Genomic DNA, 16,251 nt, shown 5'->3' on the forward strand with positions numbered 1-16,251 from the left:
CCCCATCGATGAAACGACGTCCCGATGGCTCAGTTCGCCCGCCGCTTCACCGTGGTGACCGCTCTGGTGGCCGTCGCCCTGGGAACCACGGCCTCCCTCGCCGGTACCGCGGAGCCGCACCCCAGGCCCACCCCCAAGGTCGCGGTCATCGGCACCGGAGGCACCATCGCGGGCGTCAGCAAGTCCAAGGTGTCCTTCGACGACTACGAGGCGGGCAAGCTCCGGGTGTCCCGGCTGGTCAACGACCTCAGGCCCCAGGTGAACCGGATCGCCGACGTGACCACCCAGCAGTTCGGCAACAAGGACTCCAACAACTACACGATCCCCGAGTACCGCCGGCTCACCGCCGCCGTCGACCACGCCCTGAAGTTCAACGACGGGGTGGTGGTCACCACCGGCACCGACACCATGGAGGAGTTCGCGTACTGGCTGGACCTGACCGTCCGCAGCGACAAGCCCGTGGTGCTCACCGGCTCCATGCGGCCCTGGACGGTGATCGGCTCCGACGCCCCGGCCAACCTCTACAACGCGATCCACCTCGCCGCCAGCGGGCGCACCACCTGCTTCGGCGCCGTGGTGATGCTCAACGACCAGATTCACGCCGCCCGCGAGGTGCGCAAGTCCGACACCCTGCGGCTGAACGCGTTCAGCAGCGGCAGCAGCGGAGAGCTCGGCGTCATCGACCAGAACCACATCCGCGTCAACCGTGCGCCCGCCCGCGTCGAGCAGTGCGGCAAGCCCGCCTGGAAGACCCCGTTCGACCTCGACCGGATCGCCCGGCGGCCACTGCCCAAGGTCGACATCGCCTACAGCTACCAGGGCGCCGGACCCCAGGCCATCAAGGCGTTCGCCGACGCCGGGGCGGCCGGGATCGTCACCGCGGGCACCGGGGCGGGCGGCCTCTCCCCGGCCATGACCGAGGCCCGGGACGACGCCGTCAAGAACGGGGTGGTCATGGTCTCCGCCTCCCGCACCGGCTCCGGCGCGGTCTACGACCCCGATGTCCACGGCGTCATCGGCGCCCAGGACCTGACCCCGCAGAAGGCCCGGCTGCTGCTGCTTCTCTCGCTCGCCACCACCCATAACGAGCATCGGATCCAGACGTGGTTCCACACCCTGGGCACCGGCCAGTTCACGGCCCGTCGTTAGAGCGCGGCGGCGCCGCCCCGGAAGGTGGCGCGGTAGGCGCTCGGTGACACCCCGAGGGCGGTGTGCAGACGCTGCCGCAGCGAGGCGGCGGTGCCGAAGCCCGCGTCCGCCGCGATCCGGTCCACCGGCAGATCGGTCTCCTCCAGCAGCTGCCGGGCACGCTCGAGGCGCCGCTGGGTCAGCCACTGCACCGGGGTCATCCCCACCTCCTCGCGGAACCGCCGGGAGAAGGTCCGTACGCTCATCGACTCCCGCTCGGCCAGCTCCCGCAGGGTCGGCGGACGGTCGAGCCGGGTCAGCGCCCAGGCACGGGCCGCGCCGGTGGAGCCGCCGCGCTGCTCCGGCACCGGCCGCCGGATGAACTGCGCCTGGCCGCCGTCGCGATGCGGGGCCACGACCGAGCCGCGGGCGACCTCGCCCGCCACCGCCGCCCCGTGGTCGCGGCGGATCATATGCAGGATCAGATCGATACCGGCGGCGTCCCCGGCCGAGGTCAGCACCTCGCCCTCGTCCGCGTAGAGGACGTCCGGGTCGAGCGCGACGGCCGGGAACAGCTCCCGGAACCGGTCGGCCTCCTGCCAGTGGGTCGTCGCCCGGCGGCCGTCCAGCAGCCCCGCGGCGGCCAGCACGAACGCCCCCGTGCAGATCGAGGCGATCCGGGCGCCGGGGCGGATCCGGGCGAAGGCGCCGGTGAGCGGGGCGCCCAGGCGGCCCTCGGTCTGTGGCTCGTCCGGTTCGTTGGCGGCCGGGACGAGCACGGTGTCGGCCTCGGCCAGCGCGTCCGGGCCATGGGCGACACGCATCGTGACGTCGGAGTCGGTGCGCACCTCACCGGGGACGAGCGCGCAGGTCACCACCTCGTACAGCGGCTCACCGGCGGCCGATACGGCCCGGCCGAACAGCCGGTGCGCCATGCCCAGCTCGAACGGCAGCAGCCCGTGGCGCACCAGCACCGCCACCCGATGGCGGCCGGGGTGAGCGAAGACGGACATGGCGCGATTCTCGCAGACGGGCGGATCCGGCCATCACTTCTTGGCCCGGCTGGGCTGCACCCGCTTCGGCTCGCCCGCCATCTTCGGATGCTCCGGCGGATAGGGAAGGTCGCCGAGCCCGTGCTCCCGCTCGTCCCGCGTGGCCAGCTCCAGCGCGGACTCCAGGCGGAAGGCGTGCTCGTCCATGTCCGCGTGCACATCGCCCAGCTCGCGGAAGCGCACCGGCATGGTGGCCAGGTCGAAGTCGCGCGGCCGGGCGTCGGGGACCTCGTCCCAGCGCAGCGGCGCGGAGACCGGGGCATGGGGGCGGGGGCGCACCGAGTAGGCGCTGGCGATGGTGCGGTCCCGGGCGGTCTGGTTGTAGTCCACGAAGATCCTCCGGCCGCGCTCCTCCTTCCACCACTTGGTGGTCACCCGCTCCGGAGCCCGCCGCTCCAGCTCCCGCGCGATCGCGATCGCGGACCGCCGCACCTGGGTGAAGGTCCACTCCGGCGCGATCGGGACGAACACATGCAGCCCCCGGCCGCCCGAGGTCTTGGGCCACCCCCGCAGCCCCAGCCCGTCCAGCACCTCGCGCAGTTCCTCGGCGGCCCGTACCGCGTCCTCGTAGTCGGTGCCCGGCTGGGGGTCGAGGTCGATCCGCAGCTCATCGGGGTGTTCGGTGTCCCCGCGCCGCACCGGCCACGGATGGAAGGTCACGCTCCCCAGATTCGCCGCCCACACCACGGCCGCCGTCTCGGTGGGGCAGATCTCGTCCGCGTGCCGCCCGCTGGGAAAGGAGATACGGCCGGTCGGAATCCACTCCGGCAGGTTCTTCGGCGCCCGCTTCTGGAAGAACGACTCCCCGTCGACCCCGTCCGGATAGCGCTCCAGCGTCGTCGGCCGGTCCCGCAGCGCCCGCAGCGCGCCCTCGCCGACCGCCAGGTAGTAGCGGGCGAGGTCCAGCTTGGTGAACCCGCGCTCCGGGAAGTACACCTTCCCGGGGTTGGTCACCCGCACCGTGCGACCGCCGACCGTGAGCTCCACCGACTCTGCCATACGGCCACGCTAGGCCCGCCCGCCCGAGGCCGCCTCCCGGCGGGCGAGCGGCCCGTCACAGGAGCACAATCGGACATCATGGACCTTCCGGTGATGCCTCCCGTCGAGCCGATGCTGGCCAAGGCCGTGGCCACGATCCCGCCCGGGATGCGTTACGAGGGCAAATGGGACGGCTTCCGGGCCATCGTCTTCCGCGACGGGGACGAGATCGAGATCAGCAGCCGCACCACCAAGCCGCTCACCCGCTACTTCCCTGAGCTGGCCGAGGCGCTGCTCGCCAACCTGCCGCCGCGCTGCGTCCTGGACGGCGAGATCGTCATCGTGCGCGGCGGACGGCTGGACTTCGACGCCCTGCTGGAGCGGATCCACCCCGCCGACTCCCGGGTGCGGCTGCTGGCGAAGAACACCCCGGCCGGCTTCGTCGCCTTCGACATTCTCGCCCTCGGCGACACCTCGCTGATGGACACTCCGCTGAGCGAGCGCCGCGAGGCGCTGACCGAGGCGCTGCGCGACGCCGCGGACCCGGTGCACCTCGCCCCCTGCACCGACGATCTCCACGTGGCCCGGCAGTGGTTCGAGAGTTACGAGGGGGCGGGGCTCGACGGCATCGTGGCCAAAAGCCCCGACCTGCGCTACCGCCCCGGCGAGCGCGTGATGGTCAAGATCAAGCACGAGCGCACCGCCGACTGTGTGGTGGCCGGGTACCGCGTCCACAAGTCCGGCCAGGGCGTCGGCTCGCTGCTGCTCGGCCTGTACGACGCCACCGGTCGCCTCCAGCACGTGGGCGTCAGCGCCGCCTTCACCGCACGCCGCCGCCAGGAGCTGATGGCCGAGCTGGAGCCACTGGGCATGGAGACCGTCGACGGCCATCCCTGGGCCGACTGGGCGCGCGAGGAGGCCCATGCCAAGGGCCGGATGCCGGGCGCGCCCAGCCGCTGGACCGGGGTCAAGGATCTGTCCTGGCTGCCGCTGCGCCCGGAGCGGGTGTGCGAGGTGGCCTACGACCACATGCAGAGCGGCCGCTTCCGGCACACCGCCCGCTTCCGGCGCTGGCGGCCGGACCGGGAGCCCGGGCAGTGCACCTACGAACAACTGGAGGAGCCGGTCTCCTACGACCTGCGCCAGGTGCTGGGGTCGTCCGCCGCGGACGCGTAGCCGTTGCTGCCGTCCTTGCCGCCGTCCGTCACCGCCCGGTCCGTCACCGCTTGCCGCCCCGGGCCGGGTGCCTGGCCATCCGTACGAACCAGTCACGCGCCGCCTCGGCGGCCTCCTCCAGGGTTCCGGGCTCCTCGAACAGATGGCTCGCGCCGGGCACCACATGGATCTCGTGCGGGGCGACGAGCATGGCGGCCGCCTGCTGGTTGAGCCGCAGCACCTCGTGGTCGTCACCGCCCACGATCAGCAGCACCGGCGCCCGCACCCGGTTCAGCGCACCGCCCGCGAGATCGGGCCGGCCGCCCCGGGAGACCACGGCCGCCGCCCGCTCCGGCCGCTCCGCGGCGGCCGTCAGCGCCGCCGCCGCGCCGGTACTGGCGCCGAACAGCCCCACCGGCAGCGCAGAGGTGGCCGGATGCCCGCCGAGCCAGTTCACCGCGGCCCCCAGCCGCCGGCCCAGCAGCGGGATGTCGAAGCGCAGTTCGGCGGTGATCGCGTCCACCCGCTCCTCGGCGTCGGTGAGCAGATCGAACAGCAGGGTGGCCAGATCCGCGTCCTGCAACACCCGGGCCACCGCGCGATTGCGCGGGCTGTGCCGGGAGCTGCCGCTGCCGTGGGCGAACGCGACGACGCCGATGGGCTGGTCGGGAAGGGCCAGATCGCCCACGAGCATGGCGTCGTCCACGGCGATACGGGCGGTCTCGGAGCGCATCGGCCACCTCCTGCCGGGGGTTGCGGGGCTGGTGCTGCGGCTAGGCGTAGGCCATGAGCCCTTGCCGTAGCTCGCTGTAGAGCCGGGAGAGCCTGCGGGATATGTGCATCTGCGAGAAGCCCAGGATCTCGCCGATCTGGCTCTGCGAAAGCCCGGCGAAGAACCGCAGATAGAGGACGTAGCGGTCCTGCTCCGACAGTTCGGCGATCAGCACCCGCAGCGCCTCGCGGTTGACGACGCGTTCGATCGCGGCGTCGTCCGCGCCCACCGTCTCGGCGAGCAGCCGCTCCTCGGCGCCCTGGACCGTGGCGTTGAGGGAGAGCGGGGTGCAGGAGGCGCTGGCCTCCAGACCCGCCTTCACATCCTCCTGGGGCATACCGGTGCGGAGGCAGATCTCATGGATGGTGGGGGTGCGCCCGCCGAGTTCCTGCTCCAGCGCGTCGCGTGCGGAGCGGGTGCGGGAGCGGACCTCCTGGATGTTGCGGGGGATGTGCAGCGTCCACAGATAGTCACGGAAGTGGCGCTTGAGCTCACCGGTGATGACGGGGATCGCATAGGAGGGGAAGGCATGCCCGAGGTCGGGGTTGTAGCGGTCGACGGCCTTCACCAGGGCCAGCGAGGCGACCTGGGTGAGGTCCTCGATGTTCTCGCCCTTGTTGCGGAAGCGCAGCGCCAGGCGCTTGGCGACGGGCAGCCAGGCGCAGATGATCGCCTCGCGCAGTGCGTCGCGCTCAGACCCGGATGGGAGCCGGGACAGACGCAGGAAGGCACCGCCGGTGTCGGGAGTGTCGTCATGGCGTCGTTGGCGAGTCGCGGTTGCTGACATGGTCACTCGCCTCCGTGTTCCGATGTCACGGCGGTTCGCCACCAGATTCGCATGCGCCCTAACACCTCGCAATTCGGCCGAATTGGTGATGGTGTGCATGCCTTTGGGTGGTATGAGCGTTTCATCTGGTTCGTACCGATGGTGGCGGGGTATGGCCAGAGGATGAACACACGCCTTCGTCTCGCCCAGCAGCCCGAGGCGGACGCCCTGCTCGAGCGCGACCCACTGGCCCTGATGATCGGGATGCTGCTCGATCAGCAGGTGCCCATGGAGTGGGCGTTCTCCGGTCCGTACACCATCGCGGGGCGCCTGGGCAGGGACCGGCTGGACGCCCAGGAGATCGCCGCGCACGACCCCGAGCGGTTCGCCGCGCTGCTGTCGGAGAAGCCCGCCGTGCATCGCTACCCGGGTGCGATGGCCGGGCGCATCCAGCAGCTGTGCGGGTATCTGGCCGAGCACTACGACGGCGACCCGACCGCCATGTGGCGCGATGCGTCCTCCGGCGAGGAACTGCTCCGGCGGCTGAACGAACTGCCCGGTTTCGGCAAGCAGAAGGCGCAGATCTTCCTCGCGCTGCTGGGCAAGCGCCTGGGGGTGCGGCCCAAGGGCTGGCGCGAGGCCGCCGGGTCCTACGGCGAGGAGGGCGCGTATCGCTCGGTGGCCGACATCACCGGGCCCGAGACGCTGGACAAGGTCCGCGCGCATAAGCAGGAGCTCAAGCGGCAGGCCAAGCAGGCCAAGGGCGGCGCGGGAGGCTGAGCGGGGGCCTGCGTTCGCCAGGCTTCAGGCGGTGCCGGGCTTCAGGCAGTCCTCGGCGAGGCGGTGCCCAGCGAGCCCCGCAGGGTGTTCACGGCCAGGGTGAGCGCGGCCCGTGCGGCCTGCGTGTCGCGGAGCGCGTCGAGCATCAGGAAGTCATGGATGATTCCCTGCATCCGCATGGCGGTGACCGGCACCCCGGCCTCCCGCAGCTTCGCCGCGTACGCCTCGCCCTCGTCGCGCAGCACATCCGCCTCGCCCGTGATGACAAGGGCGGGCGGCAGCCCCGCGAGCTGGTCGGGGGTGGCGCGCAGCGGGGAGGCGGTGATCTCGGAGCGGTGCGCCGGGTCGGTCGTGTACTGGTCCCAGAACCACTTCATCGCCTCACGGGTGAGGGAGTAGCCCTCGGCGAACTCCTCGTAGGAGCCGGTGTCGAAGGCCGCGTCGGTCACCGGATAGAAGAGCACCTGCCGCACCAGTGACAGATCGCCGCGCTCCTTGGCGAGCAGGGTGAGGGCGATGGCCAGGTTGCCGCCCACCGAGTCTCCGGCCACCGCGATCCGGGAGGCGTCGAGCCCCGCTCCCTGGCCGTGGGCCACGATCCACTGGCCCACGGCGTAGCTCTGCTCCAGCGCCACCGGGTAGTGGGCCTCGGGGGAGAGGTCGTACTCGGGGAAGACGACCGCGGCGCCCACTCGGACCGCCAGCTCCCGGACCAGCCGGTCATGGGTGTGGGCGTTGCCGAACACCCAGCCCGCGCCGTGGATGTAGAGAATCACCGGAAGGGTGCCGACGGCCTTCGGAGGGCGGACGATGCGCGCCTTGACGCCGCCCGCCGGGATACCGCCGACGCTGATCCACTCCTCGTCCACCTCCGGTTTGGGCACCTCGCCGGACTGCACCTCGTCCAGCGTGCGACGGCCCTCCGCGGGCGTCATCTGGTACGGATACGGCGGTTTGGCGGTGGCCTCGGCGAATGCCGCGGCGGCGGGTTCGAGGACGGGGCGGGCCGGAGCGGTGATGGACATCTGCTTCTCCTTTTCCGGTCCGATTCCGTCCGACGGTCTCACCCCGGCCGCCGCGGCACCCACCGCTGTTACGCCACCCGGGCCTCCGTCGCCTCCGGGCGGTCCATCGACGGCATCACCTGATCGGGCCCGGGGCCGGTGAAGGATCGGGGACCGGGTCGGGGCCCGGCGGCCTGGGCACCGGATCGGGGGACGGGCCCGGTGCGGGGCCGGGGGTGGGGTTCGGCGGCGGCTCGGGCGGAGGGGTGGGAATCGGGTCGGGCGGCGGCCCCGGAGGCGGTCCGGGCACGGGGCCCGGTGCGGGACCCGGTTCGGGGCCGCCCGGACCGGGCGACGGGGTCGGAGACGGCGGCCCGGGATCTCGCTGCGTCGGGTGGATGAGGGTCGGGTCGGTCTGCCGTGCCACGGTGTCCTCCAAAGCTCGTCGGCGGGTGGCCACGTCGTTTCCGGGGCGGGTGCCCCGGTCCCCTGGGATGTACGCATGGACTCGGCGCCGAACGCGCGAGCGGCGGGGAAGGCGGGCGATAATTCCTCCGCCCGGCGGAAGCGGCGTCGCTAGCATCGCCGTCGTCATGCGACGTTTTCCTGATCCGGATCCCGGAAATCCAGACCATCGCTCACCCATATCCTATCTGTTATGGCTTGCCGCTTATCAGCGCAATGCCATATTCCTTGGCGCTCTCTATGGAATTGTCCATGTGCTGGCCCAGGCCCTGGTGCCCGCCGCCGTCGGCAAGGCCATCGATGCCGGAATCATCGCCCGTGACCAGCAGGCACTCCTGTGGTGGGGCGGTGCGGTGGTGGCCCTCGGGACGATTCAGGCCGCCGCCGGAATTCTGCGCGACCGCGCCGCCCTCACCACCCGGCTGGGCGCCGCCTATCGCACCGCACAACTCATCGCCCGCCAGGCCGCCCGGCTGGGGGCGACCTTGCCGAAACGGGTGGCCAAAGGCGAGATCGTGAATGCGGGAGTGGCCGATATCGGCCGGCTCGGGGAGGCGCTCGCCGAAACCGCCCGGGGCAGCGGTGCCATCGTCGCCATCGCCGTCGTGGCGGCCATCCTGCTGCACACCTCCTGGGAGCTGGGCCTGGTGGTGCTGCTCGGGGTGCCGCTCATGGTGGGGACGGTGTCCCTGCTGATCCGTCCGCTGCACCGGCGCCAGCAGCGGCTGCGCGAACAGCAGGCCGAGCTGACCGGCCGCGCCGTGGACATCGTCAGCGGGCTGCGGGTGCTGCGCGGCATCGGCGGCGAGGAGGTTTTCGCCGACCGCTATCGCGCCGACTCCCAGCGGGTGCGCGCCGCGGGAGTCGAGGTCGCCCGGGTGGAGGCCCTGCTGGAGGGTGCCAAGGTGCTGCTGCCGGGGCTGCTGACCACCGTCGTCGTCTGGCTGGGCGCGCACTACGTGGCGAGCGGGCGGATGGGCCCGGGACAGCTCGTCGCCTTCTACGGTTACGCCGTCTTCCTGGTCGATCCGCTGCGCCGGCTCACCACCGCGGCCGGCCGGCTGACCCAGGGGCATGTGGCCGCGCGCCGGATCACGGCGTTTCTCGCGCTGCGGCCCGAGTTCGCCCTGGGGGCCGCCGCACCCGCTCCGTACGACGGACCCTACGGGGGACCCGTCCCGTACGAGGGGCCCGCTTCGGACGACGGTCCCGTTCCGTACGAGGGGCCCGCCCCGCTCGCCGACCCCGCCTCCGGGCTGATCGTGGCACCGGGCCGGTTCACCGCCGTGGCCTGCGCCTCCCCCGCCGACACCGCGACCCTCGCCGCGCGGCTGGGCCGCTACACCGACTCCGCCGTCACCCTCGGGGACACCCCGCTCGGCGATCTGCCCCCGGACGAGATACGCCGCCGCATCCTCGTCGCCGACAACGACGACCGCCTCTTCGCCGGTCCGCTGCGCGAGGAGCTCCGCGGCCGGGGGAGTGACGCGGAGCTGGAGCGGGCCGTCGACGCCGCCTGTGCGCGGGACATCGCCGAGGCGCTCCCGGACGGGCTCGACGACCTCGTCGCCGAGTCCGGGCGCAACTTCTCCGGCGGCCAGCAGCAGCGGCTGCGCCTGGTGCGCGCGCTCATGGCCGACCCGGAGGTGCTGATCCTCGTCGAGCCCACCAGCGCCGTCGACGCCCACACCGAGGCCCGTATCGCGCGCGGGGTGAGCGACCTGCGCGCTGGACGGACCACGCTGGTGTTCACCACCAGCCCCGTGGTGCTCAACCGGGCGGACCACGTCGTCTACGTACAGAGCGCGAAGGCCGTCGCCCAGGGCTCGCACGGCGATCTGCTCACCGATGTCCGCTACCGGTCCGTCGTCGCGCGGGAGGAGTCGGCATGAGCACCCACACCCCGCTGCCGGTCGCCCCGGCCGGTGACACCCGCGCCTACGCCCGGCGGCTGGCGCTGCGCCACCCGCGCGAACTCACCGCCGTGCTCGTCCTGTACGCGCTCGCCGCGGGCTGCGGACTGGTGGGCCCCCGGCTGCTGGGCGACCTGGTGGAGGACACCCGCGACGGCGGCGGCGCCATCACCCGTACGGCGCTGCTGATCTGCGCGTTCGTCATCGTCCAGGCGCTGCTGACCCATGCCGCGACGTACGCCGCGGCGCGGCTGGGCGAGAAGGTCCTGGCCGCGTTGCGCGAGCGGTTCGTCGGCGATGTGCTAGCCCTGCCGCTCGCCACCGTCGAACGGGCGGGCGCGGGCGATCTGGTCACCCGCACCATCCGGGACGTGGAGGTGCTCGCGGGCTGTGTGCGCCGCGCGGTCCCCGCCACCATGACCGCCCTGGTCACCATCGCCGTCACCCTCGGCGCCCTGGCCGTGGTGGGCCCGCTGCTGGCCTTCCCCTGCCTGATCGGGGTCCCGGTCCTGTGGGTCGCGGCCCGGTGGTTCTTCGGCCGGTCGCGCGAGGCGTTCCTGCGCCAGAGCGCCTCCTACGCGCGGATCACCGAGGGCCTCACCGAGACCGTCGAGGGGGCCCGTACCGTCGAGGCGCTGGGCCTGGCCGGGCGGCGCGCGGAGCGTACGGACCGGGACATCGCCGGGTCCTACGCGGCCGAGCGCCATACGATCGGGCTGCTCACGGTCTTTCTGCCGGTCATCGACACCGCCTATCTGCTGCCGGTGGCCGCGACCTTGGTGCTCGGCGGCCTCTTCGCGCTCCACGGCATGGTCTCGCTCGCCGCGGTCACCGCGGCCACCCTCTACGTCCAGCAGTTGCTGAGCCCGGTCGACACGGTGCTGTACTGCCTGGGCGACCTCCAGGCGGGCGCCGCCTCACTGGCCCGGCTGCGGGGCGTCCACCGCACCCCCGGGCCCGGAGCCGACGCCCCCACAACGGCCGCGCCCCGGCACCGGGGCCTGGCGCTGCGCGGAGTGCGCTACGCCTACCGGGACGGCCGGGATGTGCTGCGCGGGATCGACCTGGAGATCGAGCCGGGGGAGCGGCTGGCGGTCGTCGGGCCGTCGGGCGCGGGCAAGTCCACCCTCGGCCGCCTGCTCGCCGGGATCCACGCACCGCGCACCGGCTCGGTGACCGTCGGCGGGGTGCCGCTCACCGCGCTCTCCCCGGACCGGCTGCGTGGCCAGGTGGCCCTGGTGACCCAGGAGACGTATGTCTTCTCCGGAACGCTCCGGGAGAATCTGCTCATCGCCGGGCCCGGGGCCGCCGACGCCGAGCTGGAGCGGGTGCTGGACGCGGTCGGGGCCCGGGAGTGGGCCCTGGAGCTGGGGCTGGACGCGCGGGTGGGGGCGGGTGGCGCGGCCCTGGCGCCGGACCGGGTGCAACAGCTCTCCCTCGCCCGGCTGGTGCTGGCCGATCCGCACACCCTGGTGCTGGACGAGGCCACCTCGCTGCTCGATCCGCGTGCGGCCCGCCGTCTGGAGCGCTCCCTCGCCGCCCTGCTCAAGGGGCGTACCGTCATCGCGATCGCGCACCGGCTGCACACCGCGCATGACGCCGACCGGGTGGCGGTGATGGAGGACGGACGGATCAGCGAACTCGGCCCGCACCACGAGCTCGTGGCGCGCGGGGGTGCGTATGCCGCGCTGTGGGAGTCGTGGCACGGCCGCACGTGATGGGGGCGCGGCCCTCATATGTGGCGGACCAATGGCCGCGGGCGTCGCGGGGCGGCGGTTACTCGCCCCCGGCGACCGTGACCTCGACCCCCTGGGCCCGTAGCGCCCGGATCTCGTGGGGGTCGGCGCCGTCGTCGGTCACCAGCGTCCAGCCGGGCGGCAGCCGCACCCAGGTGTGGAAGGGGCGGCGGCCGATCTTCGCGGAGTGCGCCAGTACGTACACCGCGTCCGCCCGGCGGGCCATCAGCTCCTTCAGCCGGGTCTGGCTCAGATCCGCCTCGCAGATGCCGTGTTCGGCCGTCACCCCGTCGGCGCCCAGGAACACCCGGTCGAAGGTCATGCGCTCCAGGGCCGCCTCGGCGAGTGGGCCGAGGAAGCTCTGGCTCAGCGGCCGGAGCGTACCGCCGAGGCATTCCACCCGTACGGTCTCCACATCGGCGAGCTCCTGCAGCGCGGTGAGCCCGGTCGTGGCCACCGTGAGCCCTTCGGCGGTGCGCAGCTCATGGGCGAGGGCGCCGACCGTCGAACCGGCGTCGAGCAGCACCGTCTCCCCGGTGCGGATCGTCGACGCCGCCCAGCGCGCGATGGCCCGCTTGGCCTCGAACGCCTCGCCGGTGCGCTGGCGCAGCGACGCCTCCGGGTGGGCGACCAGGGCCATCGCCCCGCCGTACGTCCGCGCCAGCCGCCCGTCCGCGGTGAGCTGGGCGAGGTCGCGGCGGATGGTGGAGGCGGTGACGCCGAAGGCGCTGGACAGCTCCTCCACGCTGGTCAGGCCCGTGGTCGTGGCGAGGTGGACGATCTGGTCGCGCCGGGCCCGCGCTCCGTTCACCGGCATCTCTCTCGCGTCTCTCGCGTTCCTCAATGTGGGCTCGGCCTCGCGTTCCTCAACTGGGGCTGGGCGTCAGCTACCGGGGCTGGCGTCAGTGGGCGGGGGACGGAGCCATCTCGGCGGCCTGCCGCAGCGCCTCGATCATGCTACCGGCGTCGGCCGTGCCCGTACCGGCGATGTCGAAGGCGGTGCCGTGGTCGACGGAGGTGCGGATGACGGGCAGGCCGACGGTGAGATTGACCCCGGCCTCCAGGCCCAGCACCTTGACCGGGCCGTGCCCCTGGTCGTGGTACATCGCCACGATCAGGTCGTAGTCACCGCGCCCGGCCAGGAAGAAGGCGGTGTCGGCGGGGAGCGGGCCGCGGGCGTCGATGCCGTCGGCGCGCAGCACCTCCAGCGCGGGAACGATCTTCTCCTCCTCCTCGCCGTAGCCGAACAGGCCGTTCTCCCCGGCGTGCGGATTGATCCCGCACACCCCGATCACCGGTTCGGGGGTCCCGGCCCGGACCATCGCCTCATGGCCGCGGCGCACGGTGCGCTCGACCAGACCCGGCTCGATCTTCCGCACCGCGTCGATGAGTCCGATGTGGGTGGTGACGTGAATGACCTTCACCGTCGGGGTCGCCAGCATCATCGACACCTCCTCGACCCCGGTGAGCTGGGCCAGCAGTTCGGTGTGGCCGGGGAAGACATGGCCGCCCGCGTGCAGCGCCTCCTTGTTGAGCGGCGCGGTGCAGATGCCCTGCACCGCACCGTTCATGGCGAGTTCGGCGGCGGTCCGTACGTACTGGTAGGCCGCGTCCCCGGCCACCGGGGAGAGCGTGCCCCAGGGCAGATCGGCGGGGAGCAGCCCGAGGTCGACGACGTTGATCCGGCCCGGGGTGAACGCCGCGTCGGCGGGCGCGGCCACCGTGACGATCTCGCACGCGATATCGCGCAGCCGGGCGGCCTGGCGCAGCCGCTCCGCGTCCCCGATGACCACCGGACGGCAACGCCGCAGGGTGTCCGGGTCGAGCAGCGCGGGGACGATCACCTCGGGTCCGATGCCGGCGCCGTCGCCCATGGTGACCGCGATGAGCGGAAGCGGGGCGGGATCGGCGTCCGCACCAGCGGCCCCGGTGGGGGCGAGGTTGGTGGAGGAGTTCATGAGGTGACCTTCCGTTCCATCGGGTGGGGGCGCAGCGCCTGGACGATGTGGCGCAGGGAGTCGGGATCGCCGAAGCTGCCCGGTCGGGTCACGACGGACCGCCCGTCGGGAGTGGAGAGATGAACGGCGCCGTGGTGCACCTCGCCGACCGGATCGAGCTCGGTCACCGCCAGGGCGTCCAGCACCCGACGTGCCGTCTCGCCGCCGGTCAGCACGAGGTCGACGGCGCCGTGATGCGCGGCGACGGCCTCGCCGATGGCCCGGGCGAGGCCGAGCACCAGCCGCCGACCGGACACGGGCCGGGACCGCGCGCCTGCCTCGTCGGCAGGGCCTTCGGCCGGGCGTGCGTCCGGGCCTGTGCTCGGGCCTGCGTCTGGGTCTTCGTTCGGGCTTGCGTCCGGGTCTGTGCGGGCGGTCCCGCCGCCGGACGGTGGCGCCGTGGCGGGCTGGGGGCCGGGTGCTGGGCTGGGCGGCGGGCCGGGCACGTCGGCGGGCGCGACGGCCTCGCGTTCCGGACGGGGGGACGGGATGGGCGCCGCGCCGTGCGTCGGTGCCAGGCCGGGGGCTACCGGCGAGGGGCTGGGCGAGGCGGCGAGGGAGACGACCGTGACCGGGGCGGTCAGCGGGGGCAGCCGCAGCGGGGGACCGTCCGACAGCAGCCCCGCGGGCGGGAGTCGGTGATGGGTGGCGCCGTCCTCGACCAGCCGCCGGATCTGTTCGGCGGCTGAGGGTTCGGCCGTGCCGACGACGACCAGCACCGGTCGGCCGGTGTCCGCCGAGGGCGCTGCGGTTCCGGCCGCCGACGCGGCTGCCCTCGCCGGTGTGGTGGCGGGGCCAGCCGGGGTCGCAGTGGCGGTGGCGGCAGCCGGGGCGGCCGGAGCGGCTCCGGCGTTCGCCGATGGCACCGTGGTGCTGGCCGTCGACGCGGCTGCACCCGCCGGTGTGGTGATGGCCTGGGCGTTGGCGGCGGCCGGAGCCGTGATGGGGTCGTTGTCCGCCGGGCTCGTGGTGGCGGGGGCAGCCAGGATCGGGTTGGCGATGTCGGCGGCCGGAGCCCCGGTGGGGTCGATGATCGCCGGAGCCCCGGTGGAGTCGGTGACGGCCGGGCCAGCGGTGGCGAAGCTGGCCGGGGTCGCAGTGGCGGGGGCGACTCCGGCGTTCGCCGAGGGCACTGTGGTTCCGGCCGTCGATGCGGCTGTCACCGCCGGTGTGGTGATGGCCGGGGCGGTGGCGGCGGCCGGAGCCGTGGCGGGGCCCGTGGCGGCGGGGCCGGCCGGGGCCGGGTTGGCGGTGTCGGCGGCCGGAGCCCCGGTGGGGTCGGTGACAGCCGGAGGCGTGGTGGGGTTGGCGGTGGCTTTGCCCGTGGCGGTGGGAGCCGCCGAGGCCGATGTGGCGGGGACGGCGGTCGGAGCCGTAGTGGCGCCGATGGCGGCCGGAGCCGTGATGGGGCCGGTGACGGCCGGGCCCGTGGCGACGGGGCTAGCCAGGGTCGCAGTGGCGGTGGCGGCCGCCGGAGCAGCGGTGTCGGCAGCCGAAGCCGCGGTGGTGGTGGCCGCCGGAGCCCCGGTGGGGTCGGGGGCGGCCGGGCCCGTGGCGGTCGGAGCCGCCAACACCGCGGTGGTCTGGGCGGCGGCCGGAGTCGTCGTGGCAGCCGGGGCGGTCGTCAGGTGGCGGCCGAGGGCTGCGGCCAGGCCCCCTGAGCCGACCAGCCGCATCCGGGGGCCCTCGGCGAGCGACGCCTCGACGACCGCGTCGAGATCGGCGTCCGTCTCCGCGTCGCAGATCGCCACCCGTCCGGCCGCCACGGCCGCACGCAGCGCGGCCAGCAGGGTAGGCGGGGACGCCCTTACGGTCGTCAGCGGGATCAGCGCGGTCGGCAGGCCGCGGAGAGCCTGGGCCACCGAAGCGGGTGGGGGCAGAGTTTCGGCGCGCCATGCGTCGCCCTCGTGGAGCGCCACCCCGCCGATGTGGACCACCCCCGAGCGCACCACGCGCCCGGCGATCGGCAGTGCGGGGGCCAGCACCACACCCGCCCCGCCCTCGGCGAGGGCGGCGATCTCGGCGGCGACATTGCCCCGCAGCAGCGAGTCGATCTTCTTCAGTACGAGGGTGTCCCCGTCGGTGTCCCCGTCGGCCTCCCCGTCCGGCGAGGACAGCCGCAGCGCGTCGCGGACCGCCTCGGCCGCCTCGGTGGCGGGCCGGTAGCGGGAGTCGAGGTCCAGGACGGTCGCCTCGCCGGGATGGCGGGGGTGCAAGGCCCTCACCACACCCCCGTTCACCACGTCGGGCCTCCCCACAAGCAGAACCCGGCTGCGTGTTGTGCGCGAGCAAAGCGCGGCTGCCACCTCCGCGGCGCCTGACAGGTCATCCGCGATGGCCAATAGCCTCCGGCTGGGTGTCATGTCCACCGGCACCTCCTCGAATGACCGTGACGGACGGAGCGATCCGATGCCGTGGACATCGTCCCCGTGGTGCCGATGATGGCATACGTTGCGCGAAGTGCGCGAGGAGTATTGCGTAAAGCGCGCAGTCATGCCACGGTGA

The 16,251-nt window shown here is 73.4% G+C and carries 13 protein-coding genes; 5 read left to right on the forward strand and 8 right to left on the reverse strand.

The window, feature by feature from the left end; genetic code table 11:
- Nucleotides 1–24: 24 nt before the first annotated feature.
- Nucleotides 25–1,149, forward strand: coding sequence for an asparaginase (locus J5X86_RS23175; protein WP_208518662.1), 1,125 nt, complete (start codon nucleotides 25–27; stop codon nucleotides 1,147–1,149).
- Here J5X86_RS23175 and J5X86_RS23180 read toward each other — a convergent pair.
- A complete protein-coding gene (locus J5X86_RS23180; protein ID WP_208518663.1) occupies nucleotides 1,146–2,141 on the reverse strand; it encodes a GlxA family transcriptional regulator in 996 nt (331 codons plus the stop codon). The two genes, J5X86_RS23175 and J5X86_RS23180, sit on opposite strands and share 4 nt — an antisense overlap.
- A 33-nt stretch (nucleotides 2,142–2,174) precedes the next feature.
- Complete coding sequence (ligD, locus tag J5X86_RS23185; RefSeq protein WP_208518664.1) at nucleotides 2,175–3,179, reverse strand: non-homologous end-joining DNA ligase; 1,005 nt, start codon at nucleotides 3,177–3,179, stop codon at nucleotides 2,175–2,177.
- 78 nt (nucleotides 3,180–3,257) lie between these two features.
- Between ligD and J5X86_RS23190 the strand changes: the two genes are divergently transcribed.
- A complete protein-coding gene (locus J5X86_RS23190) occupies nucleotides 3,258–4,334 on the forward strand; it encodes an ATP-dependent DNA ligase (protein WP_208518665.1) in 1,077 nt (358 codons plus the stop codon).
- 43 nt (nucleotides 4,335–4,377) lie between these two features.
- Here J5X86_RS23190 and J5X86_RS23195 read toward each other — a convergent pair whose 3' ends face one another.
- Nucleotides 4,378–5,046: a dienelactone hydrolase family protein gene (locus tag J5X86_RS23195; protein WP_208518666.1), complete on the reverse strand. Its 669-nt coding sequence runs from the start codon at nucleotides 5,044–5,046 to the stop codon at nucleotides 4,378–4,380.
- Between the two features lie 40 nt (nucleotides 5,047–5,086).
- Entirely contained in the window at nucleotides 5,087–5,872 is a 786-nt protein-coding gene (locus tag J5X86_RS23200) for a sigma-70 family RNA polymerase sigma factor (RefSeq protein ID WP_078639243.1), read from the reverse strand.
- A gap of 162 nt (nucleotides 5,873–6,034) precedes the next feature.
- On the opposite strand from J5X86_RS23200, the gene J5X86_RS23205 reads away from it, so the two are divergent.
- The gene (locus tag J5X86_RS23205) at nucleotides 6,035–6,631 is read left to right on the forward strand and encodes an HhH-GPD-type base excision DNA repair protein (RefSeq protein ID WP_208518667.1); all 597 of its coding nucleotides are present in this window, start codon (nucleotides 6,035–6,037) and stop codon (nucleotides 6,629–6,631) included.
- A 41-nt stretch (nucleotides 6,632–6,672) separates the two neighbouring features.
- Here J5X86_RS23205 and J5X86_RS23210 read toward each other — a convergent pair whose 3' ends face one another.
- Nucleotides 6,673–7,656 (reverse strand): alpha/beta hydrolase, encoded by a 984-nt coding sequence (locus J5X86_RS23210; protein WP_208518668.1) that lies wholly within the window; start codon nucleotides 7,654–7,656, stop codon nucleotides 6,673–6,675.
- Nucleotides 7,657–8,354: 698 nt separating this feature from the next.
- On the opposite strand from J5X86_RS23210, the gene J5X86_RS23215 reads away from it, so the two are divergent.
- On the forward strand, nucleotides 8,355–9,992 hold the full coding sequence (locus tag J5X86_RS23215) for an ABC transporter ATP-binding protein (protein WP_374229284.1): 1,638 nt from the start codon (nucleotides 8,355–8,357) through the stop codon (nucleotides 9,990–9,992).
- Complete coding sequence (locus J5X86_RS23220; protein ID WP_208518670.1) at nucleotides 9,989–11,731, forward strand: ABC transporter ATP-binding protein; 1,743 nt, start codon at nucleotides 9,989–9,991, stop codon at nucleotides 11,729–11,731. The genes J5X86_RS23215 and J5X86_RS23220 overlap by 4 nt, the downstream gene beginning before the upstream one ends.
- Nucleotides 11,732–11,789: 58 nt before the next feature.
- Here the strand turns inward: J5X86_RS23220 and J5X86_RS23225 are convergent, their stop codons facing one another.
- The 3 genes from J5X86_RS23225 to J5X86_RS50880 form a co-directional block, all read right to left on the reverse strand.
- On the reverse strand, nucleotides 11,790–12,566 hold the full coding sequence (locus tag J5X86_RS23225; RefSeq protein WP_208518671.1) for a DeoR/GlpR family DNA-binding transcription regulator: 777 nt from the start codon (nucleotides 12,564–12,566) through the stop codon (nucleotides 11,790–11,792).
- A gap of 85 nt (nucleotides 12,567–12,651) precedes the next feature.
- Nucleotides 12,652–13,707, reverse strand: a complete 1,056-nt coding sequence (pdxA, locus tag J5X86_RS23230) for a 4-hydroxythreonine-4-phosphate dehydrogenase PdxA (RefSeq protein WP_208518672.1) — start codon at nucleotides 13,705–13,707, stop codon at nucleotides 12,652–12,654.
- Nucleotides 13,704–16,241, reverse strand: coding sequence for a four-carbon acid sugar kinase family protein (locus J5X86_RS50880; RefSeq protein ID WP_308124694.1), 2,538 nt, complete (start codon nucleotides 16,239–16,241; stop codon nucleotides 13,704–13,706). The genes pdxA and J5X86_RS50880 overlap by 4 nt, the downstream gene beginning before the upstream one ends.
- Nucleotides 16,242–16,251 lie beyond the last annotated feature (10 nt).

This window comes from Streptomyces sp. NEAU-YJ-81, assembly GCF_017592595.1.
Lineage (GTDB): Bacteria > Actinomycetota > Actinomycetes > Streptomycetales > Streptomycetaceae > Streptomyces > Streptomyces hygroscopicus_B.

What these genes read in the sequence shown, in the direction of transcription:
- J5X86_RS23190 (WP_208518665.1), top strand. Translation starts at nt 3,258, where the DNA reads ATGGACCTTCCGGTGATGCCTCCCGTCGAGCCGATGCTGGCCAAGGCC.
- J5X86_RS23180 (WP_208518663.1), bottom strand. Translation starts at nt 2,141, where the DNA reads ATGTCCGTCTTCGCTCACCCCGGCCGCCATCGGGTGGCGGTGCTGGTG.
- J5X86_RS23200 (WP_078639243.1), bottom strand. Translation starts at nt 5,872, where the DNA reads ATGTCAGCAACCGCGACTCGCCAACGACGCCATGACGACACTCCCGAC.
- J5X86_RS23205 (WP_208518667.1), top strand. Translation starts at nt 6,035, where the DNA reads ATGAACACACGCCTTCGTCTCGCCCAGCAGCCCGAGGCGGACGCCCTG.
- J5X86_RS23210 (WP_208518668.1), bottom strand. Translation starts at nt 7,656, where the DNA reads ATGTCCATCACCGCTCCGGCCCGCCCCGTCCTCGAACCCGCCGCCGCG.
- J5X86_RS23195 (WP_208518666.1), bottom strand. Translation starts at nt 5,046, where the DNA reads ATGCGCTCCGAGACCGCCCGTATCGCCGTGGACGACGCCATGCTCGTG.
- J5X86_RS23175 (WP_208518662.1), top strand. Translation starts at nt 25, where the DNA reads ATGGCTCAGTTCGCCCGCCGCTTCACCGTGGTGACCGCTCTGGTGGCC.
- pdxA (WP_208518672.1), bottom strand. Translation starts at nt 13,707, where the DNA reads ATGAACTCCTCCACCAACCTCGCCCCCACCGGGGCCGCTGGTGCGGAC.
- J5X86_RS50880 (WP_308124694.1), bottom strand. Translation starts at nt 16,241, where the DNA reads ATGACTGCGCGCTTTACGCAATACTCCTCGCGCACTTCGCGCAACGTA.
- J5X86_RS23225 (WP_208518671.1), bottom strand. Translation starts at nt 12,566, where the DNA reads ATGCCGGTGAACGGAGCGCGGGCCCGGCGCGACCAGATCGTCCACCTC.
- J5X86_RS23220 (WP_208518670.1), top strand. Translation starts at nt 9,989, where the DNA reads ATGAGCACCCACACCCCGCTGCCGGTCGCCCCGGCCGGTGACACCCGC.
- ligD (WP_208518664.1), bottom strand. Translation starts at nt 3,179, where the DNA reads ATGGCAGAGTCGGTGGAGCTCACGGTCGGCGGTCGCACGGTGCGGGTG.